This is a genomic window from Salmonella sp. JXY0409-18 (assembly GCF_020268625.1).
Classification (GTDB): domain Bacteria; phylum Pseudomonadota; class Gammaproteobacteria; order Enterobacterales; family Enterobacteriaceae; genus Salmonella; species Salmonella enterica.
In genome coordinates this window covers 1,036,838-1,055,254 of the sequence record NZ_CP084216.1, presented here as the reverse complement: position 1 = coordinate 1,055,254, position 18,417 = coordinate 1,036,838, and the positions used below count along the sequence as shown (strand labels likewise).

At 52.6% G+C, this 18,417-nt stretch carries 18 protein-coding genes and 5 tRNA genes; 7 read left to right on the top strand and 16 right to left on the bottom strand.

Going from position 1 to position 18,417, the window contains the following annotated elements; all coding sequences use genetic code 11:
- The first annotated feature begins 8 nt into the window (after nucleotides 1–8).
- Complete coding sequence (emrB, locus tag LDB27_RS05100) at nucleotides 9–1,547, top strand: multidrug efflux MFS transporter permease subunit EmrB (RefSeq protein ID WP_001187297.1); 1,539 nt, start codon at nucleotides 9–11, stop codon at nucleotides 1,545–1,547.
- A 48-nt stretch (nucleotides 1,548–1,595) separates the two neighbouring features.
- On the opposite strand, the gene LDB27_RS05095 is transcribed toward emrB, so the two are convergent.
- From LDB27_RS05095 to pncC, 15 genes are all read right to left on the bottom strand, one after another.
- A complete protein-coding gene (locus LDB27_RS05095; protein ID WP_000645140.1) occupies nucleotides 1,596–2,966 on the bottom strand; it encodes a carbohydrate porin in 1,371 nt (456 codons plus the stop codon).
- A gap of 345 nt (nucleotides 2,967–3,311) precedes the next feature.
- The gene (gene luxS / locus LDB27_RS05090) at nucleotides 3,312–3,827 is read right to left on the bottom strand and encodes an S-ribosylhomocysteine lyase (protein WP_001130194.1); all 516 of its coding nucleotides are present in this window, start codon (nucleotides 3,825–3,827) and stop codon (nucleotides 3,312–3,314) included.
- A 149-nt stretch (nucleotides 3,828–3,976) separates the two neighbouring features.
- Nucleotides 3,977–5,533 (bottom strand): glutamate--cysteine ligase, encoded by a 1,557-nt coding sequence (gshA, locus tag LDB27_RS05085; RefSeq protein WP_000611821.1) that lies wholly within the window; start codon nucleotides 5,531–5,533, stop codon nucleotides 3,977–3,979.
- Nucleotides 5,534–5,609: 76 nt separating this feature from the next.
- Nucleotides 5,610–6,035 (bottom strand): YqaA family protein, encoded by a 426-nt coding sequence (locus LDB27_RS05080; protein ID WP_001279499.1) that lies wholly within the window; start codon nucleotides 6,033–6,035, stop codon nucleotides 5,610–5,612.
- On the bottom strand, nucleotides 6,032–6,598 hold the full coding sequence (gene yqaB / locus LDB27_RS05075) for a fructose-1-phosphate/6-phosphogluconate phosphatase (protein ID WP_000271296.1): 567 nt from the start codon (nucleotides 6,596–6,598) through the stop codon (nucleotides 6,032–6,034). Before yqaB ends, LDB27_RS05080 begins: the two co-directional genes overlap by 4 nt.
- Nucleotides 6,599–6,833: 235 nt before the next feature.
- Nucleotides 6,834–6,910 (bottom strand) — tRNA-Arg (locus LDB27_RS05070).
- Between the two features lie 196 nt (nucleotides 6,911–7,106).
- A tRNA-Arg gene (locus LDB27_RS05065) sits at nucleotides 7,107–7,183 on the bottom strand.
- Nucleotides 7,184–7,245: 62 nt separating this feature from the next.
- A tRNA-Arg gene (locus tag LDB27_RS05060) sits at nucleotides 7,246–7,322 on the bottom strand.
- A gap of 61 nt (nucleotides 7,323–7,383) precedes the next feature.
- Nucleotides 7,384–7,460, bottom strand: a tRNA-Arg gene (locus tag LDB27_RS05055).
- 3 nt (nucleotides 7,461–7,463) lie between these two features.
- Nucleotides 7,464–7,556 (bottom strand) — tRNA-Ser (locus LDB27_RS05050).
- A 303-nt stretch (nucleotides 7,557–7,859) separates the two neighbouring features.
- Nucleotides 7,860–8,045 (bottom strand): carbon storage regulator CsrA, encoded by a 186-nt coding sequence (gene csrA / locus LDB27_RS05045; protein WP_000906486.1) that lies wholly within the window; start codon nucleotides 8,043–8,045, stop codon nucleotides 7,860–7,862.
- 234 nt (nucleotides 8,046–8,279) lie between these two features.
- Complete coding sequence (alaS, locus tag LDB27_RS05040; RefSeq protein WP_000047221.1) at nucleotides 8,280–10,910, bottom strand: alanine--tRNA ligase; 2,631 nt, start codon at nucleotides 10,908–10,910, stop codon at nucleotides 8,280–8,282.
- Between the two features lie 235 nt (nucleotides 10,911–11,145).
- Nucleotides 11,146–11,646 carry a recombination regulator RecX gene (gene recX / locus LDB27_RS05035; protein WP_001294862.1) on the bottom strand — a complete coding sequence of 167 codons (501 nt, stop codon included), beginning with the start codon at nucleotides 11,644–11,646 and terminating at the stop codon, nucleotides 11,146–11,148.
- Nucleotides 11,647–11,762: 116 nt separating this feature from the next.
- Nucleotides 11,763–12,824 (bottom strand): recombinase RecA, encoded by a 1,062-nt coding sequence (recA, locus tag LDB27_RS05030; protein WP_000963150.1) that lies wholly within the window; start codon nucleotides 12,822–12,824, stop codon nucleotides 11,763–11,765.
- 84 nt (nucleotides 12,825–12,908) lie between these two features.
- Nucleotides 12,909–13,406 carry a nicotinamide-nucleotide amidase gene (gene pncC, locus LDB27_RS05025; RefSeq protein WP_000132239.1) on the bottom strand — a complete coding sequence of 166 codons (498 nt, stop codon included), beginning with the start codon at nucleotides 13,404–13,406 and terminating at the stop codon, nucleotides 12,909–12,911.
- Nucleotides 13,407–13,600: 194 nt separating this feature from the next.
- Between pncC and LDB27_RS05020 the strand changes: the two genes are divergently transcribed.
- Nucleotides 13,601–13,846 carry a hypothetical protein gene (locus tag LDB27_RS05020; protein WP_000053776.1) on the top strand — a complete coding sequence of 82 codons (246 nt, stop codon included), beginning with the start codon at nucleotides 13,601–13,603 and terminating at the stop codon, nucleotides 13,844–13,846.
- Nucleotides 13,847–13,883: 37 nt separating this feature from the next.
- On the opposite strand, the gene mltB is transcribed toward LDB27_RS05020, so the two are convergent.
- Nucleotides 13,884–14,963 (bottom strand): lytic murein transglycosylase B, encoded by a 1,080-nt coding sequence (gene mltB / locus LDB27_RS05015; protein ID WP_000476811.1) that lies wholly within the window; start codon nucleotides 14,961–14,963, stop codon nucleotides 13,884–13,886.
- A 252-nt stretch (nucleotides 14,964–15,215) separates the two neighbouring features.
- On the opposite strand from mltB, the gene srlA reads away from it, so the two are divergent.
- The 5 genes from srlA to gutM all read left to right on the top strand — a co-directional run bounded on the left by srlA (nucleotide 15,216) and on the right by gutM (nucleotide 18,348).
- On the top strand, nucleotides 15,216–15,779 hold the full coding sequence (gene srlA, locus LDB27_RS05010) for a PTS glucitol/sorbitol transporter subunit IIC (protein WP_000573333.1): 564 nt from the start codon (nucleotides 15,216–15,218) through the stop codon (nucleotides 15,777–15,779).
- On the top strand, nucleotides 15,776–16,747 hold the full coding sequence (locus LDB27_RS05005; protein WP_001527957.1) for a PTS glucitol/sorbitol transporter subunit IIB: 972 nt from the start codon (nucleotides 15,776–15,778) through the stop codon (nucleotides 16,745–16,747). Before srlA ends, LDB27_RS05005 begins: the two co-directional genes overlap by 4 nt.
- Nucleotides 16,748–16,758: 11 nt before the next feature.
- Complete coding sequence (gene srlB, locus LDB27_RS05000; protein WP_000111553.1) at nucleotides 16,759–17,121, top strand: PTS glucitol/sorbitol transporter subunit IIA; 363 nt, start codon at nucleotides 16,759–16,761, stop codon at nucleotides 17,119–17,121.
- A gap of 11 nt (nucleotides 17,122–17,132) precedes the next feature.
- Nucleotides 17,133–17,912 (top strand): sorbitol-6-phosphate dehydrogenase, encoded by a 780-nt coding sequence (srlD, locus tag LDB27_RS04995; RefSeq protein ID WP_001077372.1) that lies wholly within the window; start codon nucleotides 17,133–17,135, stop codon nucleotides 17,910–17,912.
- A gap of 76 nt (nucleotides 17,913–17,988) precedes the next feature.
- Nucleotides 17,989–18,348 (top strand): transcriptional regulator GutM, encoded by a 360-nt coding sequence (gene gutM / locus LDB27_RS04990; RefSeq protein ID WP_000255198.1) that lies wholly within the window; start codon nucleotides 17,989–17,991, stop codon nucleotides 18,346–18,348.
- Nucleotides 18,349–18,417 lie beyond the last annotated feature (69 nt).

Here is an 18,417-nt window from a genome sequence, read left to right as displayed (position 1 = left end):
TGCGTGTGATGCAACAGCAAAAACCGCTGGAAGGCGCGCAGCTCGTCATCATGACGATCGCGCTGTCGCTGGCGACATTCATGCAGGTGCTGGACTCCACCATTGCCAACGTGGCGATTCCGACCATCGCCGGGAACCTGGGTTCTTCCCTAAGCCAGGGGACATGGGTTATCACCTCTTTCGGGGTGGCGAACGCTATCTCGATTCCCTTAACCGGCTGGCTGGCGAAACGTTTTGGCGAAGTCAAACTGTTCATGTGGTCGACGGTCGCCTTTGCCGCAGCCTCCTGGGCCTGTGGCGTATCCAGCAGCCTGAATATGCTGATCTTCTTCCGCGTGGTGCAGGGCGTGGTCGCCGGGCCGCTGATTCCGCTCTCGCAAAGCCTGTTGCTGAATAACTATCCGCCTGCAAAGCGCTCCATTGCGCTGGCACTCTGGTCAATGACCGTCATTGTCGCGCCGATTTGCGGCCCGATTCTGGGGGGCTATATCAGTGATAATTACCACTGGGGATGGATTTTCTTCATCAACGTGCCGATTGGCATCGCCGTCGTCCTGATGACGTTACACACGCTGCGCGGACGTGAAACGCATACCGAACGGCGACGTATTGACGCCGTCGGGCTGGCGTTACTGGTGATTGGCATCGGCAGCCTGCAAATTATGCTCGACCGCGGTAAAGAACTGGACTGGTTCTCCTCGCAGGAAATTATCATCCTGACCGTGGTCGCCGTCATCGCCATCAGTTTCCTGATCGTCTGGGAACTGACCGACGATCACCCTATCGTCGATCTTTCTCTTTTTAAATCGCGTAACTTCACTATTGGCTGCTTGTGCATCAGCCTTGCCTATATGCTCTATTTCGGCGCCATTGTTCTACTGCCGCAGCTTTTGCAAGAGGTGTACGGCTATACCGCAACGTGGGCAGGTCTGGCGTCGGCGCCAGTCGGTATTATTCCGGTAATTTTGTCGCCGATTATCGGACGCTTCGCGCATAAACTGGATATGCGCAGGCTGGTCACGTTCAGCTTCATTATGTACGCCGTCTGTTTTTACTGGCGCGCCTGGACGTTCGAACCGGGTATGGATTTCGGCGCTTCCGCATGGCCGCAGTTTATTCAGGGATTTGCCGTCGCCTGCTTCTTCATGCCGCTGACCACCATTACGCTCTCCGGGTTACCGCCCGAACGGCTGGCGGCGGCATCAAGCCTGTCGAACTTCACGCGAACGCTGGCAGGTTCAATTGGCACCTCGATTACCACCACTATGTGGACCGATCGTGAGTCGCTACACCATGCTCAGCTCACGGAGTCGATTACGGCGTATAATCCAAACGCTCAGGCTATGTACGATAAACTGGAAGGCTTAGGGATGACGCACCAACAGGCGTCAGGCTGGATAGCCCAGCAAATCACGAATCAGGGGCTGATTATTTCCGCCAACGAAATCTTCTGGATGTCGGCGGGGATCTTCCTGGTGCTGCTCGGCCTGGTGTGGTTCGCCAAACCGCCCTTCGGTGCGGGCGGCGGCGGCGGCGGCGCGCACTAACTATCTGATAAAAGGGATCTGCGGATCCCTTTTTTAGTAGACCAACAATCAGAAGAAATATTTGAATCTCAGACGCCCGCCGTAACGCGCATCTTCACTGTTATCGCCATTATTCGGATTGGCCTCTACCCATGAAGCATAGGCACCGAGGTAGATGTTAAAGTTTTTCATATCCATCACGTTGGGGAATAAATATGAGGCATGAATAGTGTGAATGTCATAATTGCCGGGATCGGTGATCCAGCAATCGTCCTCACAAACGGCATCGATATTAGTAGCATTGAAGGCTTCGATTTTGTTATGCGCATAGATATAACCCAGTTCAAATCGATGCCACAGCGCATTCACCCCAGCGGTAAAATCTGTCTCATCGGTCGCATCCATATAGGCGGTATTCAGGTTAATCACTGCGCCATCTTCCGGGTCAGTTTTTTGACCATTCCAGGTCATGGTAAAACCATAGCCCGTACGATCTGACTGATCGATCCACTTCCCATTCTCATAGTAGCCATAGGCGTTGTTAACGACGTTACTTTCCATCGCTATCGCCGTTGAAAAACGCCCGTTTTGCCAGGCGATAACCGGACGGACGTAAGCCACATTTTTATCGTTGCTTAAATCCATTCCGTGGTACTGCTTCTCGGTATATAACGTACTGCCATTTTCCAGCAATGTGTTAACTTCGAAATACCAGTTGTCGATGGTTTTACTCAGCAGGAAGTTACCCCCACTGTCGCTACGTCCCCGTCCTTCTTTCATCATATAGATATAGCCGTAACCGTCACTGTAAAGATCGTTCGCTGTATTCCCCGAATATTCAATAAACGTATCCTGATTCAGCGGGAACATATCGTAGGCTTCAAAACGACCAACCTTAATTTTCCAGTCATTCTCACGACCAAAGAAGAAAACGGCATCATCAAGGTTCATTTTTCCGGTCAGGTCCGCCAGAGGCTGTACAGAGAACCCGGCAAAATTACCGTTGTCCAGCCGCTGGTAGCCATCAAAGCCCAGTAACAGGCGTCCGTTAATATCCCAGCGTTCATTGGTTCCTGATGCCCAATCTTTATTTGCTGACGTTCTCATCGAGGTCAGGCTACCGGAACGGCTTGCCGCATCCATATTAAATTCGACATCGCCATAGAACTTAATATCGCTGAATCCGGATAAGGTCAGCTTCGGCGGCGTTTTACCTGCTGCTATGGGCTCGGCGGACTGGACATTCACCGTCGGCGTAGCGGCGACCTGCTGCTGTTTCAGCGAGCGAATTTGCGCCTCGGCATCGGATGCCCGTTTTTCAGCATTAACAACACGTTGCTCCAGTTCAGCCAGACGCTGCTCAATAGTGATATTATTCGCTGCCCAAAGGTTATGAGAAAAGCAAGCACCGATCATCAGCGCCAAATATTTAGCCTTCATTTTTTATCCCTTAAGTTTGATGTATACCAGATAAGATTTGCTAAAAACCCCATCGACCGGCTATTAGTAGAGTCTTGTTATTACCTGGATATCTGGCGCATTCCATTATGTTTTTCTATTAATTATTTATGATTTTTAGTTTATGTGATCAATACACTCTGGCATCGTGAGTTATCCGCCTTTTCTGTTTGCCAGATCACATTTTATTATTTAACAGGCCAGGCATTACTTAATTTAAAACGTATTCTCGCCGCAAATATAATAAACGCAAATTATATTAAGCAATAAAAAACCCCGGCCATAAACCGGGGTTAATTTAAATACTGGAACCGCTTACCAATAAGACTAAATATGCAGTTCCTGCAGTTTTTCTTTCGGTAGCGCCAGCTCTTTATTGCTGTTCACGCGTACATCACGCTCCAGAATATGACGGGCAATGTCCTGCGCTTCACTGAGCGAGTGCATCTGATACGTACCGCACTGGTAAACGTTCAGCTCCGGGATCTGGTTTTGATCCTGCACTTTCAGCACATCCGCCATCGCCGCTTTCCACGCGTCGGCAACACGCTGCTCGTCCGGCGTGCCAATCAGGCTCATGTAGAAACCGGTACGGCAGCCCATCGGCGAGATATCGATAATCTCAACGCCGTTACCGTTGAGGTGGTCGCGCATAAAGCCAGCAAACAGATGCTCAAGCGTATGAATCCCTTTTTCCGGCATCACTTCTTTGTTCGGAATGCAAAAACGCAGATCAAACACGGTGATTGCGTCGCCATGCGGGGTGTTCATCGTTTTTGCAACCCGGACCGCCGGCGCTTGCATCCGGGTATGATCGACTGCGAAGCTATCTAATAATGGCATTTAGTCACCTCCGATAATTTTTTAAAAATAAACTGAACTCTTTGTTCCGGGGCGAGTCTGAGTATATGAAAGACGCGCATTTGTTATCATCATCCCTGTTTTCAGCGATGAAATTTTGGCCACTCCGTGAGTGGCCTTTTTCTTTTGGGTCAGGCGTGTTTCGCAAGCCACGCGGCAAACGGCTCGGTATCCGCCGCCTCAATCTCCTGCTGACGACGTACTGAAGCGTCACGTTCAGCAATAAACTCTTCTTCCTGTAAAATCTCCAGCGGCTCTTCGCGTAACAGATTACGGTAAGCCTCACCGAACGCTTTCCCGGTGCCGCCAATGCCTTCATCAATCATAGACCGTAGGATCCGGGCGGAGAATGTCAGTTCAGGATTATCAAAGCAGGCGACCAACTCATCACACACCTTTTGATACTCCTCTCCCCCGTGGATACTGTCCAGCGTTTGCGCCACGCGTTTCAGATCGCGGAAGAGATCTTTTCCTACTTTGGGCAGCGGGAACTGCGCAGTTTCACAGCCAATGCCTAACGTCAGGCCCGGCTTACGCCCTTCCAGAATAACGCGATTCCAGTTTGTACGCGTACATAACAGCTCATCGCTACTCATTTCCGGCGCATCGGCCAATACGCACCAGACCATAAACAGATCGAGGAAGCGCACCTGTTGCTCGTCTACGCCGATCGGTGAGAACGGGTTAATATCGAGAGAACGAACTTCAATATACTCAATACCACCACGCAGAAGCGCGTCAGAAGGCGATTCGCCGCTGCGCGTCACGCGCTTGGGACGAATGGGCGCGTACAGCTCATTTTCAATTTGCAGAACGTTGCTGTTAATCTGTAGCCGCTTACCGTCTTTTTCCACACCAATCCGCGCGTACTCCTCGGAAGGGGTTTTAATCGCGCGCTTCAGACCTGCCACATACTCATGCAAATCGTTAAACGTAATTCCGAGATTGCTTTGCGACTTATTGGTATAACCCAAATCGCTCAGACGTAGCGACGTCGCGTACGGCAGGTAGTACATGCCGCAGTCCGTTTTTTCAAACGGTAATGTGGTTGGCTTTCCTTGCAGGAAAGAGGAACAAATGGCCGGAGACGCGCCAAACAGATAGGGGATGACCCAGCCAAAACGGTAATAGTTGCGAATCAGACGAAAATAGCCGGCAGAAATTTTTTCTTTTGCCGCTTCGCCTTCCGTAACGCCGCATTTCGCCTGCCAGAACGCCATCGGTAATGAAAAATTGTAATGTACGCCGGAGATGGTTTGCATCAAGGCGCCATAACGATTTTTCAGCCCTTCGCGATAGAGCGTCTTAAAGCGCCCGGTATTTGATGTGCCGTACTGCGCCAGCTCTATGTCCTGCCCTTCCGCAATATAGCAGGGCATACTTAATGGCCACATCCGCTCATCGCCCAGTTTCCTGGCCGTATACCGATGGAGATCGCGCATAAAAGTGAGCATATGCTGGATATCGCCATCGACTGGCGTAATAAACTCCAGTAGGGCTTCCGCAAAATCCGTGGTAATCCATTTATGGGTCAGCGCTGAACCTAACGCTTCAGGATGACCTGTTGTCGCCAGCGTGCCATCAGCATTGACACGCAGCGTTTCGCGCTCTAACCCGCGCTGTATCCCCTTTAACGCCTGAGGATGTTTTTCCAGCCAGGCCAGAGCCTGTGATACGTCCGGGATCAAATTGACCTCCCGCCTGTCCAAATCGTTTTAATAAGCATAACTGTAATGGCGGCCATACATGCCAAACCTACAATTATTACCACCACATCATGCCCTGAACCGTCGCCGCTGCGAGCGCAACATAGCGCAGCGCCTTACCAAGACACAAAAAAAAGATCGTCCGCCCCCACGGGATGCGCATCCATCCCGCTAACAGGCACAACAAATCACCGATGACCGGCATCCAGCTTAATAATAGTGTGGCTGCGCCATAACGCTTTAGCCAGCCAGTCGCTTTTTCCTGCCAGCGCGACGTTTTGCGCAGCGGAAAGAAACGCCCAAGAATAACGTTAGTTACCCCTCCAAGGCTATTACCCATTGTTGCTGTTAAGACTAAGACCCAGGGATGGCTGACGCCGGAGACCAGCATAGCAACCAAAACCACCTCAGAATTACCGGGTAACAGCGTCGCGCTGAGAAAACTACTGGCAAACAGAGACAGGAGCGACAGTCCGTCACTCACAATAGTCGGACATCCACGGCATCCATTCCCGCCGCCCGCGCCGCCTGTAAACCAAAATCGGCATCTTCAAATACCACGCACTGCGTCGGCATGACGCCCATCCGCTGGGCGCACAGTAGGAAGGTGTCAGGCGCGGGTTTGTGATGCTGTACGTGATCTGCCGCCACAACCGCATCAAAATAACGACGCAGCCCCAGATGCGCTAACAGGGCTTCCGCGATAGCGCTTTCGCTACCGGTACCGACCGACATGGGACGCCGCCCATGCCACGCTTTGACCACCTCAACCAGCGGCAGCGGTTCTACGCAGTCCAGCAGGATGCTTTTTACCGCGTCGGTTTTCTCACGCGCCAGTGACAGGGGATCAAGATCGGCATGGTTAAGCTCAATGATTGACTGGGCGATAAGCCAGGTTGGCGAACCGTTAAGCGCGACCATTGCCTGTTCATCAAAACGAAGACCATAGCGCCCCAAAACCTCACGCCACGCTTTGCGATGCGTGGGTTCGGTATCCAGGAGAGTACCGTCCATATCAAAAATCAAACCAGCATAACGTGCGTACATCGTGTTCTCGCAAACCGAATAACCAGACAGTACTTTATCGCAATTGGTTGATTTTGTCGCTAATAGAGATGAAGAGGTATATTCAGGATAAGGGGAAAAGCGATTGCAGGGCAGTGACGTATCCGGGAGGATTATTCGCCTTATGGGCCGTTGCTGACGCAACGTTATCCTTCTGATGCCAGCGGTGATTACCGCTATCTTATCTGCATCTTCATCGCTGAAAGTATGAAGAATATGGTGCATCCGGGAGGATTCGAACCTCCGACCGCTCGGTTCGTAGCCGAGTACTCTATCCAGCTGAGCTACGGATGCATTGGGAAACTTGCTTTACTGCTGATATTGATACCGCGGTGAAAGCCGTATCAATTAAGAGATGGTGCATCCGGGAGGATTACTCGCCTTACGGCTCGCCCTTCGGGCCGTTGCTGACGCAACGTTATCCTTCCTGGTGCCAGCGGTGATTACCGCTATCTTATCCGTATCTTCATCACTGAAAGTACGGAGAATATGGTGCATCCGGGAGGATTCGAACCTCCGACCGCTCGGTTCGTAGCCGAGTACTCTATCCAGCTGAGCTACGGATGCATCGGAAAACTTGCTTTACTGCCGATATTGATACCGCGGTGAAAGCCGTATCAAGTAAGAGATGGTGCATCCGGGAGGATTCGAACCTCCGACCGCTCGGTTCGTAGCCGAGTACTCTATCCAGCTGAGCTACGGATGCATCGGGAAACTTACTTTACTGCAGATTTTGATACCGCGGGAAAGCCGTATCAAGTAAGAGATGGTGCATCCGGGAGGATTCGAACCTCCGACCGCTCGGTTCGTAGCCGAGTACTCTATCCAGCTGAGCTACGGATGCAAATGGCGGTGAGGCGGGGATTCGAACCCCGGATGCAGCTTTTGACCGCATACTCCCTTAGCAGGGGAGCGCCTTCAGCCTCTCGGCCACCTCACCACACGCCTCTTACGAGTGCTTCGAAGAACTTGTTCTGCTCATCGTCGCTGCGTGGCGCACATATTACTTTCTGGGACTTATAAGTCAAACAATTTTTCCAGAGCTTTTATCGTTTGCACACTTCACGCTCAATTAGTCTGTAAAAAAGCCAAAAAGAGTGTTTTATCAACAGATAATTTGATGACACGCTGGCCGCCAAAAGCGCACCATATCAACAGTGGGGTTGAAAAAAGTCATGAAGGGACAACGAGGGCGAGCGAGAAGAGAGGCTGCGTCTCACCCGAAAAGTGAGACGCGAAAACCTTAGTAACTGGACTGCTGGGATTTTTCAGCCTGGATACGCTGGTAGATCTCTTCACGATGGACAGAAACTTCTTTCGGGGCGTTCACGCCAATACGCACCTGGTTGCCCTTCACCCCTAAAACTGTCACGGTGACCTCATCGCCAATCATGAGGGTCTCACCAACTCGACGAGTCAGAATCAGCATTCTTTGCTCCTTGAAAGATTAAAAGAGTCGGGTCTCTCTGTATCCCGGCATTATCCATCATATAACGCCAAAAAGTAAGCGATGACAAACACCTTAGGTGTAAGCAGTCATGGCATTACATTCTGTTAAACCTAAGTTTAGCCGATATACAAAACTTCAACCTGACTTTATCGTTGTCGATAGCGTTGACGTAAACGCCGCAGCACGGGCTGCGGCGCCAACGAACGCTTATAATTATTGCAATTTTGCGCTGACCCAGCCTTGTACACTGGCTAACGCTGCAGGCAGAGCTGCCGCATCCGTACCACCGGCTTGCGCCATGTCCGGACGACCGCCACCCTTACCGCCTACCTGCTGAGCGACCATACCAATCAATTCCCCTGCTTTAACCCGGTCGGTCACATCCTTCGACACGCCCGCAATCAGAGAAACCTTACCTTCAACAACCGTTGCCAGTACGATAACGGTAGACCCCAGTTGATTTTTCAGATCATCAACCATGGTTCGCAGCATTTTCGGCTCAATACTAGCAAGCTCGCTGACCAGGAGCTTCACGCCGTTGAGATCGACCGCTTTACTGGAAAGATTTGCACTCTCCTGCGCTGCGGCCTGGTCCTTCAACTGCTGCAACTCTTTTTCCAGCTGACGTGTACGTTCCAGCACGGCACGCACTTTGTCGCCCAGATTCTGGCTGTCGCCCTTCAGCAGATGCGCAATATCGTTTAAGCGATCGCTTTGCGCATGAACGGTGGCCATAGCGCCTTCACCGGTTACCGCCTCAATACGACGAATGCCCGCTGCGGTGCCGGACTCAGAGATAATACGGAATAGACCGATATCACCGGTACGACTGGCGTGAGTACCGCCGCACAGTTCGGTAGAGAAATCGCCCATGCTCAGAACGCGTACACGTTCGTCATATTTCTCGCCAAACAGCGCCATGGCGCCTTTCGCCTTCGCCGCGTCGAGATCCATGATGTTCGTTTCAATCGGCAGGTTGCGGCGAATTTGCGCATTCACCAAATCTTCAACCTGACGAATCTCCGACGGCTTCATCGCTTCATTGTGCGAGAAGTCGAAGCGCAGCACTTTATCGCTAACCAGCGAACCTTTCTGTGCAACGTGTGTCCCAAGCACCTGGCGCAACGCCGCGTGCATCAGGTGCGTGGCGGAGTGGTTCAGACGGATACGTGCGCGGCGCGCTTCATCTACGTCAGCCTGTACCGCATCGCCCACTTTCAGAGCGCCCGCAGACAATTTGCCGATATGACCAATCGCCTGACCATATTTTTGCGTGTCGTCCACAGCGAAAGTAAATCCAGCGCCTTTCAGCTCGCCTTTATCGCCAACCTGACCGCCTGATTCCGCATAGAATGGGGTCTGATCCAGCACGACAACCGCTTCCTGTCCCGCGTTAATCGCTTCAACCGCTTTACCATCGACAAACAGCGCAGTCACTTTGCCGTTCAGTTCCAGATGGTCATAACCTTTAAATTCAGAAGCGCTATCAACGCGGATCATCGCGTTGTAGTCCGCGCCAAAACCGCTAGCTTCGCGCGCGCGACGGCGTTGCTCTTCCATGGCTGCTTCAAAACCGGCTTCGTCGACTTTGATATTGCGCTCACGGCAGACGTCCGCCGTTAAATCGACCGGGAAACCATAAGTATCATACAGACGGAAAGCGGTTTCGCCGTCCAGGGTATCACCCTGCAATTTCGCCAGTTCTTCATCCAGCAGCGCCAGACCGCGCTCCAGCGTACGGGCGAACTGCTCTTCTTCCGTTTTCAGAACCTGCTCGACCTGCGCCTGCTGACGTTTCAACTCTTCGCCTGCGGAGCCCATTACCTCAATCAGCGGCCCAACCAGCTTGTAGAAGAAGGTCTCTTTCGCGCCCAGCATGTTGCCGTGACGCACCGCGCGACGAATAATGCGACGCAGCACATAGCCACGGTTTTCATTCGACGGCAGCACGCCATCGGCAACCAGGAATGCGCAGGAACGGATGTGGTCGGCGATAACGCGCAGCGATTTATTACCCAGATCGGTGGCACCGGTGACTTTCGCTACCGCTTCAATCAACGTGCGGAACAGGTCGATGTCATAGTTAGAGTTAACGTGTTGCAGTACCGCGGCAATACGCTCCAGCCCCATACCGGTATCTACAGACGGTTTCGGCAATGGTTCCATCGTCCCGTCAGCCTGACGGTTGAACTGCATAAAGACGATGTTCCAGATCTCAATATAGCGATCGCCGTCTTCTTCCGGGCTTCCCGGAGGGCCGCCCCAGATGTGGTCGCCATGATCGTAGAAGATTTCGGTGCACGGACCGCAGGGACCGGTGTCGCCCATCTGCCAGAAGTTATCCGATGCGTATGGCGCGCCTTTATTGTCGCCGATACGGATGATACGCTCGCGCGGGATGCCGACTTCTTTTTCCCAGATCTCATAGGCTTCGTCGTCGGTTTCATAGACGGTGACCCATAAACGCTCTTTTGGCAGAGCAAACCAGTTTTCACCGGTCAGTAATTCCCATGCGAACTGAATGGCGTCGTGTTTGAAGTAATCGCCGAAGCTGAAGTTGCCCAGCATTTCGAAGAAAGTATGGTGACGTGCAGTGTATCCGACGTTTTCCAGATCGTTGTGTTTACCCCCCGCGCGTACGCAACGCTGGGAAGTGGTTGCACGGGAATAATTACGTTTATCGAGCCCAAGGAAAACATCCTTGAACTGGTTCATCCCGGCATTGGTAAACAACAGAGTGGGGTCATTGTTAGGCACCAGGGAACTGCTGGCAACTACCTGATGCCCTTTACTATGGAAAAAGTCGAGAAACGCCTGACGGATCTCAGCGGTGCTCTTGCTCATAATTATCCTGAAATCAAGCTACACTTCATCCTTCAGGCCGCCTCTGCGTTGGCTGCGAGTTTCCCGGTCACGCGTTCCCGAGGCTCACTTGCCGCTTTGATGCGGCTTGAATGATTTTGTGTATTTAAGGAATATTCGTCGCAGACGCTGTTCGCCGTTAAGCAACCCGCGTCCAGACGGAAAAAGTGGGAATAAGATAAGTTTTCTTTACCGGGAAGTAAAATCCCGTATGCGCTCAATCTGCAAAATTTCGCCATATTTGCTGGATATCGTCCATCAGATACCCGCGATAGAGCAAAAAGCGCTGTACCTTAACCTTTTCTGAAAAGTTTGAAGGGAGCGGCTCGCCATATTTGCGAATGGCCTGTTCACGTGCCATTTCACTCCAGTCAATTTCACATTCTCGCATTGCTTTTTCAGTCGATTCACGGGAAATGCCTTTCTGATTCAACTCCTGGCGAATACGCGCCGGGCCATAGCCTTTGCGGCTACGACTGGCGATAAAGCGCATCACGAAGCGCTCGTCATCAAGATAGTGATGTTCGTGGCACCAGGCGATCACGCGTTCATAATCGTCTGCCGTCGCATCAATCTCTTCCGGCCCATTTTTGCCCATCACCGGCGCGGAGAGTTTACGCCGTAATTCCTGCTCGCTGTGATCGCGGACAGCAAGAATACGTACCGCACGATCAAGGAGACGAGCATAAGCGGGACGGCGCGATGTGGGTTCACTCATAAAAAACCTTAACAGGGAGAAATGCCAAAAGGGCCGCATAAATGCAGCCCTTGATGGTAATTTAACGTTTTGCTGAATGGCGGCTTCGTTTTGTCCGACCCACCATCACCTGATGATTAAAAATCTTCGTTGGTTTCTGCAACGCCTTCGCTATCGTCAACGGCGAAATCGGGCGTGGCATTCTGATTACTCAACAGTAATTCACGAACCCTTTTCTCGATCTCTTTCGCTGTCGCCGGGTTCTCTTTCAGCCAGGTAGTCGCGTTCGCTTTGCCCTGGCCAATCTTCTCGCCGTTGTAGCTGTACCATGCGCCCGCTTTCTCGATCAGCTTCTCTTTCACGCCCAGATCAACCAGTTCGCCATAGAAGTTGATGCCTTCGCCGTAGAGGATCTGGAACTCGGCCTGCTTAAACGGCGCGGCGATTTTGTTTTTCACCACTTTCACACGCGTTTCGCTACCCACGACATTATCGCCCTCTTTCACCGCGCCAATACGACGGATATCAAGACGAACAGAGGCGTAGAATTTCAGAGCGTTACCGCCGGTGGTGGTTTCCGGGTTGCCGAACATCACGCCAATCTTCATACGGATCTGGTTGATGAAAATCAACAGCGTGTTGGACTGTTTCAGGTTCCCCGCCAGCTTACGCATCGCCTGGCTCATCATACGCGCCGCGAGGCCCATGTGAGAGTCGCCAATTTCGCCTTCGATTTCCGCTTTCGGCGTTAGCGCCGCTACGGAGTCGACCACAATGACGTCCACCGCGCCTGAACGCGCCAGCGCGTCACAGATTTCCAGCGCCTGCTCGCCGGTATCCGGCTGAGAACAGAGCAGGTTATCGATATCGACGCCCAGCTTGCGTGCGTAAACAGGGTCAAGCGCGTGTTCCGCATCGATAAACGCACAGGTTTTACCTTCACGCTGCGCAGCGGCAATCACCTGTAGCGTCAGGGTCGTTTTACCGGAAGATTCCGGCCCGTAAATTTCGACGATACGCCCCATCGGCAGACCGCCCGCACCGAGTGCGATATCCAGTGAAAGCGAACCGGTGGAGATAGTTTCCACATCCATAGAACGGTCTTCACCCAGACGCATGATGGAGCCTTTACCAAATTGCTTTTCAATTTGGCCCAGTGCTGCCGCCAACGCTTTCTGTTTGTTTTCGTCGATAGCCATTATTACTCCTGTCATGCAACTTGGTATTGAACCGGATAGTGAATTCGTACTGTTGAAGCAATTATACTGTATGCTCATACAGTATCAAGTGTTTTGTAGAAATTGTTGCCACAGGGTTTGTAGCGCGTACGTCGTCGCCTGTCGACGCACCGATTCACGGTCGCCGCTGAAGCATTCCCGACGCGTAATCCCTTCTCCACTGACGCTGGCGAAAGCAAACCACACCGTACCAACCGGCTTTTCTTCACTGCCGCCATCCGGCCCGGCAATTCCGCTAATAGCGACAGCAAAATCGGCGCGAGCGGCCTTCAACGCCCCGATCGCCATTTCGACCACTACGGGTTCGCTGACCGCGCCATGCTGCGCCAGAGTCTCTTCACGCACGCCAATCATCTGCGCTTTGGCTTCATTACTATAGGTGACAAAGCCGCGTTCAAACCAGGCGGAGCTTCCGGCGATGTCGGTAATGGCTTTCGCCAGCCAGCCGCCGGTACAGGACTCTGCTGTCGTTACGGTCGCCCCGCGCGCTTTTAACGCCAGCCCGACCTGCTCGCTAAGCCGCATCAGTTCACTGTCAGTCATCATGACCTCTGTCAGTTAGAAATCTTGCCGCACAAGATAGCACTTTCTCACCAGAGATGGGGACGAGCAGTCGATTTTACGAGTCGGATTCCGAAAAAATGCCAGCAGGTTATTTATGCAGAATGAAAGAGGTAACACATGACTAAATAGCAGTACCATGTCGCTAAATTTACACGCACGGAGAGAAAGCAAGGATGTCACTCAAAAAAACGGAAAGCACACAGCACAAACTAAAACAAACCACCCAACTACGGCTGTGGGCCACAATTGGCGGCGTCTGTTCACTTGTCATGGGAGTACTGAATATATTGTCGTCAGGCTATTTTGAACCGTATGATGGCGGTCAAATTATCTTAGGCCTGGGATGTCTGGGATATAGTCTGGCACTATCAAAGAAGATATCCCATTTGCAGGCAGAGAATCAGCCCCAAAAGCCATAATAATAGCGGAGGGGGTGCTCCCCTCCCTAAGCGTAAATTAGCGCACCCGCGCCAGCGCTACCGCCTGGCCCAGCTGCCAAACCGCCATCGCATAATGCGTGCTGTGGTTATATCGGGTAATGGTGTAGAAGTTCGGCAAGCCGTACCAGTACTGGTAGCCCGTACCGATATCCAGACGCAGCAGGCTGGCTTCCTGATGATTGCCCAACGATTGCTGCGGCGTTAAGCCTGCGGCGGCAAGCTGAGAGAGGCTATATTTTGTTTTGAAACCATTCGCCAGCCCAGGCGCCTGACCATTCGCCGGCACCGCAACCGTATCGCCTTTCACCCAACCATGCGCCTTGAAGTAGTTCGCCACGCTGCCGATGGCATCAACCGGGTCCCAAAGGTTGATGTGATTGTCGCCATTGAAATCGACCGCATATTCTTTATAGGAAGATGGCATAAACTGGCCGTAGCCCATCGCGCCCGCAAAGGAACCTTTCAGATTGAGCGGATCGTCTTGCTCATCGCGCGCCATGAGCAGGAAGGTTTCCAGCTCGCCGGAGAAATATTCCGCCCGACGCGGATAGTTAAATGACAGCGTCGCCAGCGCGTCCAGAATCCGCGTTTTCCCCATGATACGTCCCCAGCGGGTTTCCACGCCGATAATCCCCACGATGATTTCCGGCGGTACGCCGTATACCTGCCAGGCGCGGTTCAGCGCGTCTTCATACTGATTCCAGAACGCGACGCCGTTTTGCACGTTATCCGGCGTAATAAATTGTTTGCGGTAGCGCAACCAGGCGCCATTTGGTCCAGCGGGCGGCTGAGTGGTCGGCGCTTGTCTGTCCATCAGACGCAGGACGTAATCCAGTCTTTTAGACTGCGAGAGGATCTCCTGCAGTTGCTGACGGTCGAAACCGTGTTTACTGACCATTTTATCAATGAACTGCTGCGCATTAGGGTTGTTGGCGAAGTCGCCGCCCATTTGCATGACGTTATGCTGCGGCTCAAGCAGGAAGCCGCCGGAAGGCGTGCCCGTCGTCGCTTGAGTCTCGGAAGATTTTGGCTTGCTGCTACAGGCAGCAAGCAATACGCAAAGTGGAAGTAACGCTACATAACGACGCTTGAACATGAGACATCCATTAAACAAATTCAGCCAGGAAGAAGTATGGTAAAGCATCCCCCGCCGCACAAGGAAGCGGCACAAGAGAATAAATCACCTTTCTCCTCTTTTCAGTTTGTATCTGCTCCCCTACCCCACAAACTTTCAACTTAAAATATTTTTCTTTTATTTTGAGATCACAATAACACTTTTGAATCTTTCAACATGATTAAAATGAATAGGAAATTAGCAAGAAAACTAAAAACCCTACAGGAGAGAACAATGATCGAAACCATTACACATGGTGCGGAGTGGTTCATCGGGTTATTCCAGAAAGGCGGAGAGGTGTTTACCGGTATGGTGACAGGTATTCTTCCGCTACTGATAAGCCTGCTGGTTATCATGAATGCGCTCATCAATTTTATCGGCCAGCAGCGTATTGAGCGTTTTGCCCAACGTTGCGCCGGAAATCCGCTATCTCGTTACCTGCTTTTACCGTGTATCGGGACATTTGTTTTTTGTAATCCGATGACCCTGAGTCTGGGACGCTTTATGCCGGAGAAGTACAAGCCGAGCTATTACGCGGCGGCCTCCTATAGCTGTCACTCCATGAACGGTCTGTTTCCGCATATCAATCCCGGCGAACTGTTTGTTTATCTGGGTATCGCCAGCGGACTCACCACGTTAGGGCTTCCTCTCGGCCCGCTCGCAGTGAGCTATCTGCTGGTAGGTCTGGTGACGAACTTCTTCCGCGGTTGGGTAACCGATCTCACCACCGCTATTTTTGAGAAAAAAATGGGGATTCAACTTGAGCAGAAAGTTCATCTGACAGGAGCGGTATCATGACACGGGTTCGTATTGAGAAAGGCGCCGGCGGCTGGGGCGGCCCGCTTGAACTGGACGTTACGCTAGGCAAAAAGATCGTCTATATCACAGCCGGTACGCGCCCGGCGATCGTCGACAAACTGGCGCAACTAACAGGCTGGCAAGCGGTGGACGGCTTTAAAGAAGGCGAACCGCCGGAAGCGGAGATCGGCGCGGCCATTATCGACTGTGGCGGTACGCTGCGCTGCGGTATCTATCCGAAACGCCGGATTCCAACCATTAATATTCACTCGACGGGTAAGTCCGGCCCACTGGCGCAGTATATTGTTGAGGATATTTATGTCTCCGGCGTAAAAGAAGAAAACATTACTCTTGTCGGCGAAACGCCTGCCAGTCCCCAGCCTGCCAAAACGACATTAGGACGTGACTACGACACCAGCAAAAAAATCACCGAGCAGAGCGACGGGCTGCTGGCAAAAGTTGGTATGGGAATGGGCTCCGCCGTGGCGGTACTGTTCCAGTCCGGTCGCGACACCATTGATACGGTTCTGAAAACAATCCTGCCGTTTATGGCGTTCGTTTCGGCGCTGATCGGCATCATTATGGCCTCAGGTCTTGGCGACTGGATCGCCCACGGCCTGGCGCCATTAGCCAGCCATCCACTGGGGCTGGTGACGCTGGCATTGATCTGCTCTTTCCCGCTGCTGTCGCCCTTTCTCGGCCCTGGCGCGGTTATCGCTCAGGTCATTGGCGTCCTGATCGGCGTTCAGATAGGCCTGGGCAATATCCCCCCGCATCTGGCGCTTCCCGCCCTGTTCGCGATTAACGCGCAGGCGGCCTGCGACTTTATCCCGGTCGGCCTGTCACTGGCGGAAGCGAAACAAGACACCGTTCGCGTCGGCGTACCTTCCGTGCTGGTCGGACGCTTCCTGACTGGCGCGCCCACGGTACTTATCGCCTGGTTTGTTTCCGGCTTTATCTATCAATAAGAGGTTCAGACATGAGCGTGATTTATCAAACCACCATCACCCGTATCGGCCAGAGCGCGAAGGAGGCGCTCGGCGAACAGATGCTGATTACGTTTCGGGAAGGCGCGCCGGCGGATATCGAAGAATTTTGCTTCATCCATTGTCATGGCGAACTGACCGGCGCGCTGCAGCCTGGCGCGCGGTGTGAATTGGGCCAACATTGCTATCCGGTCACGGCGGTCGGCAGCGTAGCCGAGCAAAACCTGCGTGAACTGGGGCATATCACTTTGCGCTTCGATGGTCTGCGTGAAGCGGAATTTCCCGGCACCGTACACGTTGCGGGGCCTGTACCGGACGATATCGCGCCGGGCTGTATTTTGACGTTTGTCGCTTAAGGAGAAAAAACATGAATCAAGTTGCCGTTGTCATTGGCGGAGGCCAGACCCTGGGGGCATTCCTTTGCCGTGGGCTTGCAGAAGAAGGATACCGCGTGGCGGTCGTTGATATTCAAAGCGATAAAGCCGCGAATGTCGCCCAGGAAATTAACGCCGATTTTGGCGAAGGTATGGCGTACGGTTTTGGCGCTGACGCTACCAGCGAGCAGAGCGTGCTGGCGCTGTCCCGCGGCGTAGACGAGATTTTCGGGCGCGTCGATCTGCTGGTTTACAGCGCGGGTATCGCCAAAGCGGCGTTTATCAGCGATTTCCAGCTGGGCGATTTTGACCGCTCGCTACAGGTGAATCTGGTGGGCTATTTCCTCTGCGCCCGTGAGTTTTCCCGCCTGATGATCCGCGACGGCATTCAGGGGCGCATTATTCAGATTAACTCTAAATCCGGCAAAGTGGGCAGTAAACACAACTCCGGCTACAGCGCGGCGAAATTCGGCGGCGTGGGGTTAACCCAGTCTCTGGCGCTGGATCTGGCGGAATACGGCATTACCGTACACTCGTTGATGCTCGGCAACCTGTTGAAATCGCCAATGTTCCAGTCACTGCTGCCGCAATACGCTACTAAACTGGGCATTAAGCCCGACGAGGTGGAGCAGTATTACATTGATAAGGTACCGCTCAAACGCGGGTGTGATTATCAGGATGTGCTGAACATGCTGCTATTTTATGCCAGCCCGAAAGCGTCTTATTGCACCGGGCAGTCGATCAACGTAACCGGCGGTCAAGTGATGTTCTGACCGTGAATTGCCGGATGGCGCCGTAGGCCGGATAAGACGGTTACGCCGCCATCAGGCAAAACAACAGGAGCACATTATGGTTTCCACTCTGATTACCGTCGCTGTTATCGCCTGGTGTGCGCAACTGGCGCTGGGCGGCTGGCAGATTTCCCGCTTTAATCGGGCTTTCGATAAACTTAGCCAACAGGGACGGGTCGGCGTCGGACGCTCCGGCGGGCGTTTTAAGCCCCGGGTGGTGGTTGCCGTGGCGCTGGACGAACAGCAGCGGGTGACGGACACTTTATTGATGAAAGGCCTTACGGTATTCGCCAGACCGGTTAAAATTGCCGCAATGCAAGGAAAACATTTGCATGAATTACAGCCTGATGTGATCTTTCCCCATGATTCGCTCGCGCAGAATGCACTATCATTGGCGCTTAAACTGAAACATGGGTAATTTCGTTGTGAATGCGTATAGCTTGCGAAATTATCATTTTGCAACCAATACCCTAAATAATTCGAGTTG

What these genes read in the sequence shown, in the direction of transcription:
- LDB27_RS05095 (WP_000645140.1), bottom strand. Translation starts at nt 2,966, where the DNA reads ATGAAGGCTAAATATTTGGCGCTGATGATCGGTGCTTGCTTTTCTCAT.
- luxS (WP_001130194.1), bottom strand. Translation starts at nt 3,827, where the DNA reads ATGCCATTATTAGATAGCTTCGCAGTCGATCATACCCGGATGCAAGCG.
- recA (WP_000963150.1), bottom strand. Translation starts at nt 12,824, where the DNA reads ATGGCTATCGACGAAAACAAACAGAAAGCGTTGGCGGCAGCACTGGGC.
- pncC (WP_000132239.1), bottom strand. Translation starts at nt 13,406, where the DNA reads ATGACTGACAGTGAACTGATGCGGCTTAGCGAGCAGGTCGGGCTGGCG.
- recX (WP_001294862.1), bottom strand. Translation starts at nt 11,646, where the DNA reads ATGAGTGAACCCACATCGCGCCGTCCCGCTTATGCTCGTCTCCTTGAT.
- mltB (WP_000476811.1), bottom strand. Translation starts at nt 14,963, where the DNA reads ATGTTCAAGCGTCGTTATGTAGCGTTACTTCCACTTTGCGTATTGCTT.
- alaS (WP_000047221.1), bottom strand. Translation starts at nt 10,910, where the DNA reads ATGAGCAAGAGCACCGCTGAGATCCGTCAGGCGTTTCTCGACTTTTTC.
- gutM (WP_000255198.1), top strand. Translation starts at nt 17,989, where the DNA reads ATGGTTTCCACTCTGATTACCGTCGCTGTTATCGCCTGGTGTGCGCAA.
- yqaB (WP_000271296.1), bottom strand. Translation starts at nt 6,598, where the DNA reads ATGTACGCACGTTATGCTGGTTTGATTTTTGATATGGACGGTACTCTC.
- srlB (WP_000111553.1), top strand. Translation starts at nt 16,759, where the DNA reads ATGAGCGTGATTTATCAAACCACCATCACCCGTATCGGCCAGAGCGCG.
- srlA (WP_000573333.1), top strand. Translation starts at nt 15,216, where the DNA reads ATGATCGAAACCATTACACATGGTGCGGAGTGGTTCATCGGGTTATTC.
- LDB27_RS05020 (WP_000053776.1), top strand. Translation starts at nt 13,601, where the DNA reads ATGTCACTCAAAAAAACGGAAAGCACACAGCACAAACTAAAACAAACC.
- LDB27_RS05005 (WP_001527957.1), top strand. Translation starts at nt 15,776, where the DNA reads ATGACACGGGTTCGTATTGAGAAAGGCGCCGGCGGCTGGGGCGGCCCG.
- emrB (WP_001187297.1), top strand. Translation starts at nt 9, where the DNA reads ATGCAACAGCAAAAACCGCTGGAAGGCGCGCAGCTCGTCATCATGACG.
- csrA (WP_000906486.1), bottom strand. Translation starts at nt 8,045, where the DNA reads ATGCTGATTCTGACTCGTCGAGTTGGTGAGACCCTCATGATTGGCGAT.
- srlD (WP_001077372.1), top strand. Translation starts at nt 17,133, where the DNA reads ATGAATCAAGTTGCCGTTGTCATTGGCGGAGGCCAGACCCTGGGGGCA.